Below are 18,047 nucleotides of genomic sequence, written 5' to 3'. Positions count from 1 at the left end.
AATAGTAGAAATAGAGCAATAATGATTTAACATTTATGTAAAATATAAGCAAGCTCTTTTATTAATAGTATTGCTGTTATGGGGAGGGGAATAGTATTTTTACTTATTCTCAAAGATTATATGATGCTACTACTAAGGTATTTAACACCATGTCTCGTGTGTTTGGAACTAATACATTCTTTATCGCTCTTAATGATGGAAAAACAAACAGAGTGGTGAATGCTTTTAATAAGAATAGTAGTCTAGTACGAGAAGGATCTGAATTCGACTTTGAAGACACTTACTGAATGCTTACAGCAGAGTGTGGTCGTGAACCACTATCGATACCTAACCTATTAGAAAATCCTAAAACAAAAGAAATGGAACTAACCAAGACATTTAAAAGTTATCTAGGTGCTCCAATAATAGGGAAAAACGGATCTGTATTAGGAACATTATGTGCTATCGATGCAGAACCGTATATGTTTTCTAACGATCAGATTGAATTGTTACAAGACTTAGCTCACTACCTTTCTGACATCATCATGATTGATCAGCATATCCAAAATAAAGATCGGACAGAGCAAATCTTACAGTATCAAAACCAGCTATTAGTAAAGATTGCAACTGGTGCTCCTTATCAAGAAATGATTACCGAGTTTTGTATGACGGTTGAAAAGCTTATGAATGGTTATTATTGCACTGTCCTAGGATATAAGGAAGAAACCAACCAGTTAACATTAATCGCAGCCCCTAGTCTTTCTTCAGAATTTCAGCAAGGACTTAAGTCTGTAGACGTAGGGCCGAATCAGGGATCCTGTGGGACAGCAGCCTATTATAAAAAACGCGTGATTGTGGAAGATATCAACACGAGTCCATTATGGGTCACCCATAAAGATCTTGTGCTTAATGAAAATCTTCATTCCTGTTGGTCGGTGCCAATCCTTTCCTCTAAAAAAGAATTATTAGGGACATTTGCTGTCTATAGCCAAGAGTCTAAAGCGCCCACTCAAGAGGAATTGGATGTTTTTCAACAATTTTCTTCTTTAGCGGGAATCGCGTTAGAGAAAGAAAAAACTGAGGAACGTATTCATTTTTTAGCCTTTCACGATGAGCTAACACAAGTGGCGAACCGTATATCATTCAGAGAAAAAGCAAATGAACACATCAAGAACGCCTTAATACATCAGAGTAAACTCTCTTTGATGATTATTGATTTGGATGAATTTAAAGAAATTAATGATCAGTATGGCCATCAGAGTGGCGATGAAGTGATTAAAGAAACGGCGAAGAGAATGGTTTCAGTTATAGCAAATAGAGGGTTGGTCGCACGTTTAGGTGGCGATGAATTTGCTATTGTCCTGCCAGGTTTAAGTCGTGAAGAAACGAAAGAGCTTGCTGCAAGCCTAATTCATAAGCTAGTACAACCTTTTGAAGTCCAAGGCGAGGAACTCCAAATAACTGCTTCCTTAGGCATCTCCGAATTAGGAAGTAATAATTCCACTTTGTACCAACTTCAAAAACAGGCAGATACAGCCATGTATAAGGCTAAACAAGCAGGTAAAAATCAGTTTTATTTTTTTATTAAGTGATTACTGATTTTATATAAGTTAAACGAGTTTGGTTTTCCCAAACTCGTTTATTTTTGCTAACACAGTTTTTATAGTCGTAACAATTAATACGCAGTCCAGCCAGCATCAGCTGCGATGACCTGTCCATTCACGAAGCTAGATTCATCGGAACCTAAGAAAACTGCAAGCTGAGCAATCTCTTCCGGTTTTCCGACACGTGGCATTGTACCTTGACCAGTCGATTGACGACCGTAACCAAATTCGGAAATGCTCGTCATAGATGCACCAATGTTAGTCTCAACACCACCAGGGGCGATACCATTACAACGGATACCAGATTGAGCATACATGTATCCCGTGTTTTTCGTTAATCCGGTTACAGCATGTTTAGAGGCTGTATAGGCTGCACCTGCACGTGCACCACGTAAGCCACCTGCTGAAATATTATTTACGATGACGCCATGACCTTGTTCTAAAAAGATATTAGTAGCGATTCGCATTGCACGCATAACCCCAGTCGTGTTAACGGCAAAGACGCGGTCCCATTTTTCATCAGAAATGTCTCCAACTGGTTCCATACCGTCCATAATACCAGCGTTGTTTACTAGAATGTCTAGCTTTCCAAATGCTTCTTTCGTTTCAGTGAATAATTGTTCTAAGTCAGCTAATTCAGCCACGTTTGTACGGTTAGCAATTGCGTTACCGCCATTGCTGTTAATAGATTCTGCTACTGCTTGTGCACCCTCAAAATTATAGTCAGAAACTACTACCTTTGCGCCTTCCTTTGCATAAAGTTCAGCGATTGCCTTACCCATACCTGAAGCTGCGCCTGTTACGATGGCTACCTTATCTTTTAATCTCATATCATAGTTCCTCCTTTAATTTATTGTACATTTGTTCAATAAAATAATAATATTAAAATGTAATCGCATTCAATGAGCAAAAAATGATCAAATGTACAATATTAATCAATTAAGCGTAAATTGTTCAATAAAGGAGAGATGCTATTTGAATAAAAATGATTTGCGGGTATTAAAAACTAAAAATAGTATCCATTTAGCACTAACAAATCTACTAAAAAAGAAACCATTAACCCGTATAAAAATAACAGAGCTTTGTAAAGAAGCAAATATAAATCGAGGTACATTTTATTTTCATTATCAAGAAGTGGGCGATGTTTTTAAGGAGTTTTTCGAGGAGATCATGTTAGACTTAAAAGAATCTTATCATGAACCTTATCGTCACACAGAATTTCTCAACGTTGAAAATTTAGACCCTAAAACAGTCCGTATTTTCCATCATATAAAAAAATATGAGGATTTTTATAAAATCGTATTATCTAAAGAAGTATCGACAGAGTACTATTACATGTTATTTGATAAAATACGTTCAATTTTTATAGAAGATCAAAATACGGAACACCATGGAAAACTAAACAATTATTTATATTCCTATTCAGCAAATGCCATGATTGGGTTAATCATTGAGTGGTATCGTCGAGATTTTCAAGAAACCGCTGATGAGATGAATGTCCATTTGGTTAGTATTCTTAAAAATAGAATATAGGTACAGATGGTTTAGGCTTTTCGTCCTGTAAGGCTTGATGATTATGTATGCACGTAATGGCAGGGAGACCTGTCTTTTTCATTGACCTAGTTGCAGAAGGCGAAAAACTCTAGGTCAATAACTCTGTAAAACAATGTATCAATATCGATAGGAAAATTAATCAAAAATATTTGATTTAAATATTTGCAATTTGCAAATAATATGATAAAGTAAATATATAGTAAAAAATGTATTAAATAGTAATCGTGTTTTGGTTAACCTTGTTGATGTGAAGATATTCATTTGATTTTTCAATTGCAAATTACAAGTAAATTTGGTCTTAACTACAAAAAATGAAAACATATATAACAACGTAAAGGAGAAAGAAATTGAGAGAGTATTTTCAGACCATTATAAGACGTTTTGGAATTTTAAATAAAACTTGTTGTTCAGTAGATGGTATTGATGTTTCAGCCATTCAAAGTCATATTCTTTATGAGATTCAGAAAAAAGAAGGTCTTTCGATCCAACAAGCAGCTGAACTATTAGGTATCGATATTACAACATTTAGTAGGCAAATCCAAACTCTCGTTAAAATGGGACTTGTTAAGAAAAGTCCATATTCCGGGGATAAAAGGATCACTTTACTCCAGCTAACCGAAAAAGGAGAAAAAGTTGCGGTGGGAATTGATCAACAGATGAACCAATTTATTGAAGGGATATTCAAGGAAATGTCTGAGTTTGAAAGAGAGAATGTCCAGCGATCGATCGCATTACTCGCAAATGTAATGGAGAAAACCACTTTACGAGATCAAACTGACTGTAGTCAGGAGAAGTGTTAATTCAGGAGGAAATACGGATGTTAGTTCGTGAAGCTACAATTAATGACCTTCCAACGATTCTGAAAATCTATAATCAAGGAATTGAGGACCGGATCGCTACGCTAGAAACGGAATTGAAAGATGATCAATACATGCTAAATTGGTTTTTGCAGCATGGAGAACGATATAAAGTGATGGTCGCGGAAATAGATGGTCATATAGCAGGGTGGGCTTCTTTAAATCCCTATAATATGCGGGAAGCTTACCGGGGAGTTGCAGATTTATCGGTATACATCTCAAGAGAATCAAGAGCCAAGGGAGTTGGAACTCAATTACTGGATGAGATCGAAAAGCAAGCTTGTGAACAAAATTTTCATAAAATGATCTTGTTTACCTTTCCATATAATAGACTTGGGCAAGGTTTATATCGTAAAAGAGGTTTCCGTGAAGTGGGTGTTTTTAGAAACCAAGGAATTTTAGATGGTGAATATGTAGATGTAATGGCGATGGAGAAATTACTTAAATAAGGGAGGTAGTTAAATGAATTCAGAATTACCAGTTGCGATAATTGGTGGAGGGCCGATTGGCCTTGCGGCGGCAGCCCATTTGGTGCAAAAAGGTGAGAGATTTATTGTAATTGAAGCAGGTGATCAAGTAGGTGCTAGTGTACTAGAATGGGGTCACGTTCGAATGTTTTCTCCATGGCAATACAATATCGACAAGTCTGCAAGGGAATTATTAGAGACATCTGGCTGGAAATCACCTAAGGGAGATGATCTACCAACAGGAGAAGATCTTGTTAAAAAGTATCTACTACCACTAAGTAAGTTACCTCAAATAAAAGACAGCCTTATGTTGAATACAAATGTGGTTGGGATTGCAAGGAAGGGTATCGATAAATTAAAAACTACAAACCGTGAGAATGTTCCATTTCAGATTTATGTTGAAGTAGAAGGTGAGTCAGAAATCATTGAGGCAAAGGTGGTAATTGATGCATCAGGTACTTGGACAAATCCCAATCCAGCTTTGTCAAATGGTTTATGGACGAAAGCAGAACGGAACATACAAGATAAAATCTATTATGGGATTCCAAATGTGTTAGAGAAAAAGGACCGGTATGCGAATAAAAAGATAGCAGTAATCGGAAGTGGACACTCTGCTATTAATGCCTTACTTGATGTAGCAAAATTAAAGGAAGATTACCCTGAAACAAGCATTTATTGGATCATGCGAAAAAAACAAATTGCCGCAGTTTACGGCGGACAAGAGAAGGATCAACTAGAAGCCCGAGGGGAGTTGGGGATCCGAATTCAAAAACTAGTTGATTCAGATCAAGTCCAAGTGATAACTCCATTTTACGTTCACCAACTAAAACCTAATGTTGACAAGATACAGGTAATGGGCTATTTAAATGAAGAAGAATATGAACTATCTGATGTCGATGAACTAATTGTAAGCACAGGATTTAGACCTGACAAGACTTTCTTGGGTGAGGTGCGCATCAATTTAGATGAAGCAGTTGAGAGTGTAAAGGAACTCGCTCCACTCATTGACCCGAATCTTCATAGCTGCGGTACAGTTAGACCTCATGGTGAAGTTGAGTTAAGGCAACCAGAGAAGGATTTCTACATTGTTGGAATGAAGAGTTATGGAAGAGCTCCGACATTCCTATTGGCAACTGGTTATGAGCAAGTGAGGTCTGTAATCTCTTATTTAACAGGAGATTTGAAAGGTGCTAAAGAAGTTCATTTAGAACTTCCGGAGACTGGAGTATGTAATACAGGTATTACTGCAAGTAATTCTTCAATAAATGAATTTTGCTGTGGAACAGGATTGAAGGAGATTAAGCTGGAAATTAAAAATAATTCCTGCTGTGGAAACTAAGCGGCACATAACTATTGCTTAATAAGAGCTAGCAGATATTTGTTAGCTCATTTTTATTTACATAAAAATTACATAAAAAGAGTTGTAATAAGTATATAAGCATTTTATTATATAATTAATTCGTAATATTAGGTTGAGTTTTGTTTAATGATTTGAGCATATTATTAAACATGGAAGTATGGCAAAAATGGAGGTGTATTCATGCAAGGATCAAATACATTAGAAATTGATAAGGCTGCCACCATCTTAAAACTTCTTGGTGATAAAACCAGACTGACTATGGTCAAAATATTGGACTCCAGTGATTGTTGTGTATGTGAGTTTGTAGAAATCTTCAAAGCAAGTCAACCAGCTATAAGCCAGCATGTTAGGAAACTCAAGGATGCAGGCATTGTAAGGGAAACGAGAAGAGGTCAATGGATTATATACTCTCTGCATAAAGAGGGTGAATTTTATCCTTTCGTTCAAACTATACTTCAGCAGCTTCCCGATCAACAATTTAAATTACAAGAGTTAGAAGAACAAGGATTACGAATTTCTTGTGATTCGTAGTAGGGGGAAAAAGAGTGACTTCAATCGTTTTAGCATCTTTTATATTTTTACTTACATTAGTTTTAGTTATATGGCAGCCAAAAGGCCTTTCCATCGGATGGTCTGCCTGTGGAGGAGCGATCCTCGCATTAATCGTTGGAGTCGTTGATTTCAATGATGTGGTCGACGTAACTTCAATTGTTTGGAATGCAACATTAGCATTTATTGCCATTATTATTATTTCACTTATTCTTGATGAGATTGGATTTTTTGAATGGTCTGCCCTTCATATGGCAAGAGCTGCAAAGGGAAATGGAATCAAGATGTTTATCTATGTATCTATACTCGGAGCTTTAGTTGCAGCCTTTTTCGCCAATGACGGAGCAGCACTTATCTTAACTCCAATCGTATTAGCAATGGTTCGAAATCTAAAACTTGAAGAGAAGATGGTTTTTCCATTTATCATTGCAAGTGGATTCATCGCAGATACAACCAGTTTACCATTAGTCGTTAGTAATCTTGTGAACATCGTTTCAGCTGACTTTTTTGGAATTGGCTTTGTTGAATACGCGTCTAGAATGATCATACCCAATTTCTTTTCATTAGTAGCCAGTATTTTAGTGTTATTTCTATATTTTCGTAAAAGTTTGCCACGTCAATACCAGTTATCAGACTTAAAGGTACCGTCGGAGGCGATTCGTGATCATAAGATGTTCCGTCTCTCCTGGATTGTTCTTGGTATCCTATTGGTAGGCTACTTTGCTAGTGAATTTATTGGAGTACCAGTATCATTTATTGCAGGTATTGTAGCGATTTTCTTCTTAATCATGGCTAGAAGAAGCCCAGCCGTTAACACTGCGACAGTCGTAAAAGGTGCACCTTGGGCTATTGTCTTCTTTTCCATTGGTATGTATGTAGTCGTATACGGATTAAGAAATGTAGGGTTAACGAATCTGCTAACGGATGTAATCCAAGTGACAGCAGATCAAGGTTTGTTTGCTGCTACGATTGGTATGGGCTTCATTGCCGCTATTCTTTCATCGGTTATGAACAATATGCCGACTGTCATGATTGATGCCTTGGCTATTGCTGATACCAATACTTCAGGAGTTACCAGGGAGGCACTTATCTATGCCAATGTAATTGGTTCAGACCTTGGACCTAAAATTACCCCAATTGGATCCTTAGCCACTCTTTTATGGTTACATGTTTTATCTCTCAAAGGAGTCAAAATATCCTGGGGAACTTATTTTAAAGTAGGAATAATCTTAACCATCCCAACATTGTTTATTACGCTTGTTGGTCTATATATTTGGTTGCTCATTATACACTAAACAATAAAAGGAGCTATTCATATGTCAAAAAAAACAATCTATTTCTTATGTACAGGAAATTCTTGTAGAAGCCAAATGGCTGAAGGTTGGGCCAAACATCATTTAGGTGAGGGATGGGATGTAAAGAGTGCCGGGCTAGAAGCACATGGATTAAATCCGAATGCGTTTAAAGCAATGAAAGAAGCTGGAATTGATATTTCTAATCAAACATCTGATACCATTGATCCGGAAATTCTAAACAAAGCAGACTTAGTAGTAACACTTTGTGGACATGCAGCCGACCATTGCCCAGTAACACCACCACATGTTAATCGGGAACACTGGGGATTTGATGACCCAGCAAAGGCAGAGGGAACAGAAGAAGAAAAGTGGGCATTCTTCCAACGTGTACGGGATGAGATTGGAGACCGCATTAAGCAGTTTGCGGAGACTGGGAAGTAGAGCAGAGTAAACCCAACGTGCCAAAGGTAGCTCTTCAAGTGTATATCATGAGGCATAGAAAAAAGACAGGGAAACCTGTCTTTTTTCTACATAAATATTGATATCTTGTCCTTCATCTGGAGGGTATTTTCAATCTACATCCATTACCTTTACGATTATGATTGGATTTCTTCTTAACCTCTCATAGATAAAGGTAGATAAAGTCTCCTTAATCTCCTTTTCAAGATCATAGCGACTCTTTTTTACACTAAGAAGTGGAGTAATCTGTCCCCGAATGTTCTCCATTAATTCCTCTGACTGGCGAATATAGACGAATCCTCTTGAAATGATCTGAGGGGTTTTTACAACCACTCCGTTCGTTCTTAGCATGAAAATGGAAATCATCCCATGCTCAGAAAGAACTTTTCTTTCTTTAATTAAAGCTCTACCGACATCTCCAATTCCATTTCCGTCCACATAAACAGGGTTAGCAGGAATTTTATCAGTAATTGAGACGTAATTAGACGTAAAAGATAGAACATCACCATTATCTAGAATAAATGTATTTGGTTCAGCTATTCCACATTGCATTGCTAAAGTTTGATGAGCCTTTTGCATCCGGTATTCCCCATGGATGGGGACAAAATAAGTTGGTTTCATTAATCGAATCATTAATTTTAATTCTTCTTGTGCACCATGACCAGATGTATGGATATTGGTTAATTTATGATGAATGATCTCTGCGCCTGCACGTGACAACTTATTAATTACACGGTTAACACTTAACCCGTTTCCTGGGATAGGAGAAGAGGAGAAGATCACGGTATCTCCGTTCATGATTTCAATATGTCGGTGTCTTCCTTCTGCTATTCTAGAAAGTGCTGCAAACGGTTCACCCTGACTACCAGTACATAGGATAGTAACTTTGTCAGCCGGATATTTTTTAAGTTCATAAGGAGAAATAAGGGTCTCCTTTGGTGCGTCAATATAACCATATTCAATTCCGAGAGAGATCGCCCTCTCCATACTTCTACCCATGACAACAACTTTTCGATTCGTTTCTACTGAAGCTTTTACAACTTGTTGAAGCCTGTAGACGTTAGAAGCAAAAGTAGCAAATATCACTCTACCTGTTTGGTTCTTGATAATCTCCAAGATTGTTTGGCTAATTTGTCGCTCAGAAATAGAGAAACCAGGAACCCCACTATTTGTACTATCTGATAACAAACATAAAACGCCATTAGCACCAATTTCCGCCATGCGAATTAAATCTGGTTCCTTACCAACTGGGGTGAGATCAAATTTAAAATCGCCTGTATGTACAATATTTCCTAATGGGGTGTTGACGACTATTCCATAGGAGTCAGGAATACTATGAGTGGTCCTAAAGAACGAAATGTTCAGGTTTTCAAAAGAGATACAATCTTCTTCTGATATTACATGCAATGTAGATTCCCTCAGAAGATTGTGTTCCTCAAGTTTATGCTTAATAAAACCAAGCGCTAGTTTCCCTGCATAAATGGGGATTTGTACATGTTTTAGTAAAAATGGAATTCCACCTATGTGATCTTCATGACCATGAGTGATAAAAATTCCTTTGATTCTATTAGAATTTTCAATTAGATACGAATAATTTGGAATGATATAATCTACCCCAAATAATTCATTATCCGGAAATTTAATTCCAGCATCAATGATGACTAACTCATTGTCGTATTCAACTAGATACATATTCTTGCCGATTTCCCCTAATCCACCCAACGGAATAATTTTTATAGATTGATTTTCTATTTCTACCATAAATCCTCCAGTTAATTAACCATTATTTATTGTCTTGTTCTACATATTCATAAGTGCTTTTTATTTTGGTTCATTTATAGATGCGGAATTTTAGAAGGAACAGGGGAAAAAAGGGGTTTCTACTTTTTACAAACAGCAATCCCAATTGGTAAATGCTCTGTTCTACCAGATTCTAATGGTTCAATGAGTACACCATTTTGTCCGTAAAATGACACATCTTTGTATGAATGAAAAAGGTCCATAAATTCTGTGATCGTCAATTGGTGTACATGAAACGGTGAGCCACACGGTTTCCCTCGTCCTTGACCAAAAGGAGTTGAAATCACCAAAGTTCCATTTGGGTTTAACATGTTATAGATATTAGATAAAAATTGTTCTTCTTCTTGGACATGCTCAAGCGTCTCAAAACTAGTAATTGTATCAAATGTACCCAGTTTCTCAGGTAAACGGGGATCCACTGCATTTTCATGTTGATAGGTAACCAAAGGGTGATAGTAGGTTTGCTTTGCATACGAAATCGTGGCTTGGTCTACATCAATTCCAATTGCTTTGTGGATATTTTTCTTTCTTGTTTTTGCCATCATGTGCGTTCCATATCCTGCCCCACAAGCAAAATCTAGAACGTTTCCACGCACATATTCAAGGGCAAACTGATACCGGGCAACATGTTCGAGTAATGAAGGGTTTGTATGCTTCATTAGTTCGGGAATAACTCTTTCATCTGTATTATCTATCAATGTATTCACCGCTTCAAAACCGTTCACCTTTTTTTTGCTTTTCGATGAACTCTGATAAGTCTTCTTTTTTGACTCTCCAGTGTCGACCAACCTTAAAGCCTGGGATTTTTCCTTCTTGTACGAGTTTATAGGTGGTCATTTCGCTGATTTGAAGATATTTTGCTACTTGTGATACAGTCATGATTTCTTGGTCCATTGGAGAGACCTCCATTTAAAGATATTATAATTTATTATATTTAAAGTGACCCAACTAGTCAAAGTTATAATAAATTATAAATGGTTATAAAAGACTCGGTTATAATGTCTTACTAAAAATAGTGGCTCTGTAAGAATATGTGATAAATTCATATTTTGGTTGTTAAAGAAGATGCTGAAAAGTAGAAATTGTTTATTTGTTGATTTTAGAGGAACGGATCTAGTTGTAGAGTACAAGAGGGGGACCAAAAGACCGAGCTAGGTCTTTTGGTTATTTAATTTAGTAAAAGCAATCCTAAATTTGTGTATTTTCAGCAGGAATACGTTCAACAGTTCTTGCTTTCTCTGTTAAAGATTGAAACCCATATAAAAGCAAAGATTTTAGGAAGAACAACGATGATAATTGGATTTTCTTTAAATGAACTAATCCACCGATTCGGAATTTCTTGAAACGATCTATGATGAAATAAGTGAATAGTGAATCAACCATAAGATTGATGACAATGTACCTAAGGAACTTGCCATAACTAAGTTTTAATATCCACATAGAGCCAATAAAAAAAGGTCCCAATAAAAATGGGGTAATCCCAGACAGTTGTGGAAAGAGCTTCTCATACCATACCCACCACTTCCGTTTTTGGGCAAAAAGATCTTCTATGGTTACTACAACCAACATAAATAAGCCAGCTGGTAAAAACCTTTTGAAATCATTTCTCCCAAAGAGGAGAAGTGAAGTCCAAGAAATGAGCATCATTAAGAGTAATAATGATTTTGAATATCGCCTCATAACTTTCAATGTAGTTCCCTCCGTTCAGTTAATTTTGATTATTATGCCCCTCAATGGAATAAAAATTAAAACAAAATTGGAGTCATAATTAGTCTTTCATGGGGGTGGAGGAGTTTAACTGTGTATAATGCAGATAATTACATTCGATCAAAAGAGTATTAATATATTGCAAGCGGGAATATTTACTTGAAACCTTTTACCTAGTTACACGTATTAACTAATAAGCAGTTATGAAAGGAGAACATCTATGGGGAATATATTACTATTTTCAGTCATTGTTGGGTTAGCTACCGCAGTTGTATTGACACCCTTCATGAATAATAAGAAAAAAGAGAAGAATAGGTTCAGACAAACAGGGTTTATTTTTACACTAGCTCTAGTCGTTCCGATCACTTTCGGTTTTTACTATTTAAGTAATTTAGATCAGAACTTTTCATCGTTATGGATTTATCTAATCTTTATGACGGGAGCAGGTGCACTTTTAGCTACGGGTAAAGAGCGAATGGTTAAAGCTGGTCTCTTTGCAGCAACTCTTATTCTGGCTATCTATATGCTCACAGCGACAGTATGGAATGCAAATGAGAAGTACGAATTATCTCAAATGGACCAGCAAACCGAAATTGAAGCATTTGATGAAACAAAAACTCCTGCAAGTGTACCACCTCAATTTGCACGGAATAAAATGAGAAAAGCATTTGGCCAGGTACCAAATACAAGCTATTATGAACTTGGTAATCTACAAATCCAAAAGGTCAATGGAGAATTTGTTTACATTGCGCCAGTGGAATTCTCAGGCTTTTTCAAATGGTTGAACGGCGATAGTATTCCGGGATATTTTAAATTAAGTGCGACCGATTCTTCTGCAAACCCAGTCTTTGTGAAAGCAGACATGAATTATGCTCCATCTGCGTACTTCCATAAAAATATTGAGAGAAAGATTCGTATGGAATATCCGACTCATATTTTCTACGGGGACCCACAATTAGAGGTGGATGATGAAGGAACGCCTATGTATATTCGAACCTTTGGTGAGTTTGTATCTGCAAGAAATGGCTTTGTTGCCAAAGGAGTGGCTGTTGTTAACCCTGAAACTGGGGCAACAGAGTTATATCCTTTATCTGATGTACCAGCCTATATCGACGGTGCCGTATCTCCAGAAGCCGTAAGTTTACAAAACAGTTATTTTGGTAAATATGTACATGGTTTTTGGAACAGTATCTTTGGAAAGTCAGATGTGAAATTGCCTTCTGATGAAGGAACGGAAGCGAATGTTAGCCCTATTTTTGACGAAGAGGGAGAAATGTATTACTTCACTGACTTTACAAGTCCAAAAGAGGGTGTCGATTCTATGTTAGGCTACTCTCTAACAAACGCAAGAACAGGAAAAGCTACGTTTTATTCTGGTAATTTAGAAGAATCGTATATGGACTCAGAAGGTGCACTTCAAATTATTGAAAAGAAATTCATTGAAAAGAAGTGGCATGGGGCTATGCCAATTCTATATAACTTCTACGGAGAAGCCAGCTGGTTGGCACCTGTATTAGATTCAAATGGATTCTTGCAAAACTATTTTATTGTTTCAGCAGCAAATCCTGAGATCTCTGTTTATGCCAATACTCCAAACGAAGCATTGCGAAAGTATAAAACTGCGCTCCAAAGAGGAGGCAGCTCAGTAGATGGCAGTTCCGATGCTGAGGAAAAGAAAATGAGCGGTACGATTGAAAGAGTGTATAAGGAAAAAGTCGGTGATTATACTGTTGTTTCATTCCTGTTAAACACGGGGCAAAACTTTATCGTATCTTCTGAAAGCTCACCTCTTGTGATCTATTTACAAGAAGGAGATACAGTTGAAATCAGTTACCTAGATACAGGTGAAGATTTCCTTCCTGTTAGGGAACTAAAAATTGAAGGTATAGAATAACCAAAGAAACCATTCAACAATAAACTTGTTGAGTGGTTTTTGTTTTGAAAAAAAATTTCAAGATTGTTACATAATTTAATTGTAACTTATTGTTGTGCCCATTATTTCCAAATTAACTTACCTATAACTAGGTATTTACATAAGATAGGAGGAAATAAATGGAGAGAAGATGGAGGAGAAGGCAATGCATCAACCACCGTTTTACCAGTATCAATGGTACAACCCAATCCAAAGTAATTGGAACATGAACCCCTATATTCATGCTAACTGGAATCACCACAACAGTTTGGATCCATACAATTGGGTCAATTATGTGAATCAAAGTCCTTGGGCTAATCATCAGTTGGGAACGTATAGCCGAAATAATAATATTAAAGATTATGGGAAGAGACCATTTGTTATTAATATGGAAGAGGTGACCAAGAAAAATAAAAACTTCCGAACGGCTTTATGGACCGGTAAGCATTTGCAATTAACGCTAATGAGTATTAACTCTGGTGAAGACATTGGCTTAGAAATCCATCCAAACCTTGATCAATTCATCCGAATTGAAGAAGGAAGAGGCGTAACGCTAATGGGTGACAGTAAAAATCAACTTGATTTCGAGCGTAAGGTGTATGAAGATGACGCGATCTTTATTCCAGCAGGTAAGTGGCATAACCTAATAAATACAGGGAGCAAACCACTAAAACTGTATTCGATTTATGCCCCAGCTGAGCATCCATTTGGCACTGTACATGAAACAAAAGCTGCGGCTATGGCTGCTGAACGGAATTACCGCTTTTATTAGCGGATGGACTTTTGGAGAGAAGGGAGAAGAGTTAAACCTCTTCTTTTTTTCGTGCCTTTGATAATTTGGACAAGCTTTTGGAAGATGGCTTAGGAAGCTGTTATGATAGAGGACGGCGGTTTTATATAATACGCAAGAAATCTATGATGATGAAGAGAATTACTAGTATAATGATAGGGTCTTTTATTTTACCGTAATTTCTGTATAGTAATTTATTGTCACGTAAGATAAATTTTTAGAACAAAAGGAAGTGCCATCGTGAAAAAGCTTATTTTAATCATCCCTATAATGGTCATTGTATTTTATTTGGGGTTAAGAATACTTACTAATAATTATCCAGAGATCCCAAGTGAAACTCATTTCTATATTGCTCTTGGAGGAGCACTATTATCTGGTTTGGTTTCTTTATTCCTATTTCGAAAGGTTGATTGAGAATTTCCTCCGGTGTCGGAGGTTTTTCTATTACAGGGTTAAAAATAATCAATCTTTAAGTCAAAAAACTTCCAAAGAACAAATTATAGGACTATAATTGTTTTTCGAAGAGAGTATTTAAAAAGAATGTCTTAGGGCAGATTTTCGCAACAAGAGAAACATTTGTGGAATAAAATGTGCATTGCTGAATAGTTACCAGTAATGCTTTTTCCGATTTTAGGGAAATGTAGATTCTAAATTAAAAGCAAAAAAGGAGAAAAAAGATGAATATTGACTCTCAAAGTACCAACACGAAAGGAACGGAAGTCGGTTCTTATAAAGTTCTTCCGATCCTAGTCTCTTTCTTGATTGCTGGATTTATTGGTTTATTTAGTGAAACGGCTTTAAACATGGCATTAAGTAGTTTAATCAAGGACTTCGGAATCGAAGAGACGACTGCACAATGGCTGACTACAGGTTATCTATTAACCTTAGGTATTCTTGTTCCAGTATCAGGTCTTATTTTACAGTGGTTTACGACAAGGCAATTATTTATTCTATCACTTGTCTTTTCGATTATTGGTACTTTTATAGCTGCCATTGCCCCAACCTTTGCTGTCTTAATGGTAGCTCGTGTTATTCAGGCAATGGGTACGGCACTCATGCTCCCATTAATGTTCAACACGATTCTCATCATTGTTCCGCCATATAAACGTGGAAAAATTATGGGTATGTTAGGGTTAGTCATCATGTTTGCGCCTGCTGTTGGACCTACACTGTCAGGACTAATTCTTCAGACGCTTTCATGGCATTGGATTTTCTGGATTTCACTTCCGTTATTAGTTTTTGCGCTTGGCTTCGGCATACGCTTTATGGAAAATGTGACGGTTCCGACAAAACCAAGGATTGATATTTTATCGATTCTTTTATCTACAATTGGGTTTGGTGGAATTGTATACGGCTTTAGTAGTGCTGGTGAAGGAGGCGGTGGCTGGGGAGAACCAGTTGTGGTATTCTCTATAACCATCGGAATCCTTTCATTACTAGTATTTAGCATCCGTCAAACGAAAATGACTCAACCGATGTTAAATTTACGAGCATTTAAATATCCTATGTTTACAGTAGGACTGTTATTAATTCTAGTATGTATGATGGTCTTGCTTTCAACGATGATTTTATTACCGTTGTACCTGCAAACATCGCTAGCTTTAAGTACGTTTACAGCTGGACTTCTGCTTCTGCCAGGAGGCATAATAAACGGACTCCTTTCACCTATTATGGGAGGATTATTCGATCGTTATGGTCCTAAATGGTTAGTTATTCCTGGACTTGTTCTGGTGATTGCGTCATTAGTAGGATTTTCGACCGTAAGCATTGAAACATCCTCAGGCTTTTTAATTGCGATGCATATTATCATTATGATAGGGGTTTCTATGATCATGATGCCAGCACAGACGAATGGTTTGAATCAATTACCACCCGAGCTCTACCCAGATGGCACAGCCATTATGAATACCCTGCAGCAAGTAGCAGGTGCAATTGGAACAGCGCTAGCCATTTCGATTTTATCGTCAGGAGTAGCAGATTACATGAATAATGTTACGGATGTAACAAATCCACTCAACCCAGTGCTTGCATTTACAGCTGGAGTACAAGATGCCTTCTTATTTGCAATTGGCTTTGCTGTTGTTGCGTTGATTATTAGCTTCTTTATTAAAAGAGTAAAAGTCGAACAACAAGTGTCTGGAAGTTAATATGCTTGGTAATTAATCTTGCAAAAGAGAACATGGGAATTATTAATCCCTTGTTCTTTTTTTTTGATATTGTGATTACAGGGGGGAATTCCATAAATTTGACTTGGTAGGGAGCTAGGTTTAGTCCTGAATTGGGGCGTATGCACGAAATTCCAAATATATGCTCAATTTTAATCATAGTTGCACAGAAATTTAATTTATTTGCACAGTTTTAAAAACATATGCACATATTTGATTTTTACGCTGATATCTAAACGCTAACTAGAAGTTCCATATAGTAGAAACTTGATTTTTTTATCTACTTGACATTATACCTATAGGGGTATATTATTAATCTCGTAGGACAGCTAAACCTTTATACATTATTCAAATTGAGTATAATAGTATATGAGTCAACTATTAATAAATCTATTGTTTACACTATATAAAAACGAATGAAAGGAGTTGAGAGCTGTGGAATACAACGATCAAATGAAAAATAGAGTGAAGCGGATGGAAGGACAGCTTAGAGGGATTTTGAAAATGATGGAAGAAGGAAAAGATTGCAAAGAAGTCATTACCCAATTATCCGCTGTACGTTCGGCAGTAGATCGAACAGTTGGAGTTATTGTTAGTTCCAATTTAGTCGAGTGTGTATTAGAAGCAGAAAGCAAGGGACAAAAAGCTGATGAACTAATTAAGGAAGCAGTAAACCTGCTTGTCAAAAGTAGATAAAAAAGGGTTGACACCTTTTTTTATATCATATAATATACCCTTAGGGGTAAGGGTAATTAATTTAAAGGAGGAAGGTAAAATGAATGTTAATAAACTTGTTGATGTGAAAGGGTTGGCTTGTCCGATGCCAATCGTAAAAACAAAGAAGGCAATAACTGAACTAGAGTCTGGTCAGGTCATTGAAATCCATACGACAGATAAAGGGGCAAAGAAAGATTTTACAGCTTGGGCAGCATCAGGTGGACATGAAGTACTTAAGATTGAGGAAGAAAATGAAGTTATTAAATTTTGGTTAAAAAAAGCTTAATTTTTTTTGGAATTCTTTATACCCCTGTGGGTAATCAAATGAGTGGAGGGAACATCATGTTAGAAAAGAAAAAAACAACGATTGTATTATTCAGTGGTGATTATGATAAGGCAATGGCAGCTTATATTATTGCAAATGGAGCAGCTGCCTATGATCATGAAGTGACAATTTTCCATACTTTTTGGGGATTAAACGCATTGCGTAAAGAAGAAAATATTGAAGTTAAAAAAGGATTTATGGAAAAAATGTTCGGTAAGATGATGCCTAGAGGCGCAGAAAAGATGGGACTTTCAAAAATGAATTTTGCAGGATTTGGTCCGAAAATGATTAAGGATGTTATGAAGAAGCATAATGCCTTGCCACTATCAGAGTTGATTAATATGGCTCAAGAGCAGGATGTAAAGCTAGTTGCATGTACCATGACAATGGACTTGTTAGGGTTACAGCAGGAAGAACTGCTTGATGAAATTGACTATGCGGGAGTTGCAGCCTATTTAGCAGATGCTGAGGATGGGAATGTAAATCTATTTATTTAGTTCATGAGAG

At 36.7% G+C, this 18,047-nt stretch carries 20 protein-coding genes; 15 read left to right on the top strand and 5 right to left on the bottom strand.

Annotated elements, in window-relative coordinates; translation table 11 throughout:
• Positions 1-287 precede the first annotated feature (287 nt).
• Positions 288-1,571: a diguanylate cyclase domain-containing protein gene (locus M1D60_RS18255; RefSeq protein ID WP_456276260.1), complete on the top strand. Its 1,284-nt coding sequence runs from the start codon at positions 288-290 to the stop codon at positions 1,569-1,571.
• Positions 1,572-1,654: 83 nt separating this feature from the next.
• On the opposite strand, the gene M1D60_RS18250 is transcribed toward M1D60_RS18255, so the two are convergent.
• Complete coding sequence (locus M1D60_RS18250; protein ID WP_456276259.1) at positions 1,655-2,413, bottom strand: SDR family oxidoreductase; 759 nt, start codon at positions 2,411-2,413, stop codon at positions 1,655-1,657.
• Positions 2,414-2,558: 145 nt separating this feature from the next.
• On the opposite strand from M1D60_RS18250, the gene M1D60_RS18245 reads away from it, so the two are divergent.
• The 7 genes from M1D60_RS18245 (at position 2,559) to arsC (ending at position 8,106) form a co-directional block, all read left to right on the top strand.
• Positions 2,559-3,116, top strand: coding sequence for a TetR/AcrR family transcriptional regulator (locus M1D60_RS18245; RefSeq protein WP_456276258.1), 558 nt, complete (start codon positions 2,559-2,561; stop codon positions 3,114-3,116).
• A gap of 368 nt (positions 3,117-3,484) precedes the next feature.
• Positions 3,485-3,937, top strand: coding sequence for a MarR family winged helix-turn-helix transcriptional regulator (locus tag M1D60_RS18240; protein WP_456276257.1), 453 nt, complete (start codon positions 3,485-3,487; stop codon positions 3,935-3,937).
• A gap of 17 nt (positions 3,938-3,954) precedes the next feature.
• Positions 3,955-4,443 carry an arsinothricin resistance N-acetyltransferase ArsN1 family A gene (locus M1D60_RS18235; RefSeq protein ID WP_456276256.1) on the top strand — a complete coding sequence of 163 codons (489 nt, stop codon included), beginning with the start codon at positions 3,955-3,957 and terminating at the stop codon, positions 4,441-4,443.
• A gap of 13 nt (positions 4,444-4,456) precedes the next feature.
• Positions 4,457-5,800: an FAD-dependent oxidoreductase gene (locus M1D60_RS18230; RefSeq protein WP_456276255.1), complete on the top strand. Its 1,344-nt coding sequence runs from the start codon at positions 4,457-4,459 to the stop codon at positions 5,798-5,800.
• A gap of 201 nt (positions 5,801-6,001) precedes the next feature.
• Positions 6,002-6,352, top strand: a complete 351-nt coding sequence (locus tag M1D60_RS18225) for an ArsR/SmtB family transcription factor (RefSeq protein ID WP_456276254.1) — start codon at positions 6,002-6,004, stop codon at positions 6,350-6,352.
• 14 nt (positions 6,353-6,366) lie between these two features.
• Positions 6,367-7,665: an arsenic transporter gene (locus tag M1D60_RS18220; RefSeq protein WP_456276253.1), complete on the top strand. Its 1,299-nt coding sequence runs from the start codon at positions 6,367-6,369 to the stop codon at positions 7,663-7,665.
• 21 nt (positions 7,666-7,686) lie between these two features.
• On the top strand, positions 7,687-8,106 hold the full coding sequence (gene arsC / locus M1D60_RS18215; RefSeq protein ID WP_456276252.1) for an arsenate reductase (thioredoxin): 420 nt from the start codon (positions 7,687-7,689) through the stop codon (positions 8,104-8,106).
• 129 nt (positions 8,107-8,235) lie between these two features.
• Here the strand turns inward: arsC and rnjA are convergent, their stop codons facing one another.
• From rnjA to M1D60_RS18195, 4 genes are all read right to left on the bottom strand, one after another.
• Positions 8,236-9,885, bottom strand: coding sequence for a ribonuclease J1 (rnjA, locus tag M1D60_RS18210; RefSeq protein WP_456276251.1), 1,650 nt, complete (start codon positions 9,883-9,885; stop codon positions 8,236-8,238).
• Between the two features lie 119 nt (positions 9,886-10,004).
• Complete coding sequence (locus M1D60_RS18205) at positions 10,005-10,631, bottom strand: class I SAM-dependent methyltransferase (RefSeq protein WP_456276250.1); 627 nt, start codon at positions 10,629-10,631, stop codon at positions 10,005-10,007.
• A 4-nt stretch (positions 10,632-10,635) separates the two neighbouring features.
• On the bottom strand, positions 10,636-10,818 hold the full coding sequence (locus tag M1D60_RS18200; RefSeq protein WP_456276249.1) for a helix-turn-helix domain-containing protein: 183 nt from the start codon (positions 10,816-10,818) through the stop codon (positions 10,636-10,638).
• 294 nt (positions 10,819-11,112) lie between these two features.
• Positions 11,113-11,604, bottom strand: a complete 492-nt coding sequence (locus M1D60_RS18195; protein WP_456279485.1) for a hypothetical protein — start codon at positions 11,602-11,604, stop codon at positions 11,113-11,115.
• A gap of 247 nt (positions 11,605-11,851) precedes the next feature.
• On the opposite strand from M1D60_RS18195, the gene M1D60_RS18190 reads away from it, so the two are divergent.
• From M1D60_RS18190 to M1D60_RS18160, 7 genes are all read left to right on the top strand, one after another.
• Positions 11,852-13,525, top strand: a complete 1,674-nt coding sequence (locus tag M1D60_RS18190; RefSeq protein ID WP_456276248.1) for a hypothetical protein — start codon at positions 11,852-11,854, stop codon at positions 13,523-13,525.
• A 184-nt stretch (positions 13,526-13,709) separates the two neighbouring features.
• Positions 13,710-14,315 (top strand): cupin domain-containing protein, encoded by a 606-nt coding sequence (locus tag M1D60_RS18185; RefSeq protein ID WP_456276247.1) that lies wholly within the window; start codon positions 13,710-13,712, stop codon positions 14,313-14,315.
• A gap of 258 nt (positions 14,316-14,573) precedes the next feature.
• Complete coding sequence (locus M1D60_RS18180; protein ID WP_456276246.1) at positions 14,574-14,747, top strand: hypothetical protein; 174 nt, start codon at positions 14,574-14,576, stop codon at positions 14,745-14,747.
• 263 nt (positions 14,748-15,010) lie between these two features.
• On the top strand, positions 15,011-16,480 hold the full coding sequence (locus tag M1D60_RS18175; RefSeq protein ID WP_456276245.1) for a DHA2 family efflux MFS transporter permease subunit: 1,470 nt from the start codon (positions 15,011-15,013) through the stop codon (positions 16,478-16,480).
• A 453-nt stretch (positions 16,481-16,933) separates the two neighbouring features.
• On the top strand, positions 16,934-17,194 hold the full coding sequence (locus tag M1D60_RS18170; RefSeq protein ID WP_456276244.1) for a metal-sensitive transcriptional regulator: 261 nt from the start codon (positions 16,934-16,936) through the stop codon (positions 17,192-17,194).
• 79 nt (positions 17,195-17,273) lie between these two features.
• Positions 17,274-17,501, top strand: coding sequence for a sulfurtransferase TusA family protein (locus M1D60_RS18165; protein WP_456276243.1), 228 nt, complete (start codon positions 17,274-17,276; stop codon positions 17,499-17,501).
• A 56-nt stretch (positions 17,502-17,557) separates the two neighbouring features.
• Entirely contained in the window at positions 17,558-18,037 is a 480-nt protein-coding gene (locus tag M1D60_RS18160) for a DsrE/DsrF/DrsH-like family protein (protein ID WP_456276242.1), read from the top strand.
• Positions 18,038-18,047: the final 10 nt, after the last annotated feature.

The sequence above is a fragment of the Bacillus sp. AK128 genome (assembly GCF_053903075.1).
The sequence above is the reverse complement of the archived record's forward strand: the minus strand, read 5'-3'. Positions and strand labels throughout refer to the sequence as shown.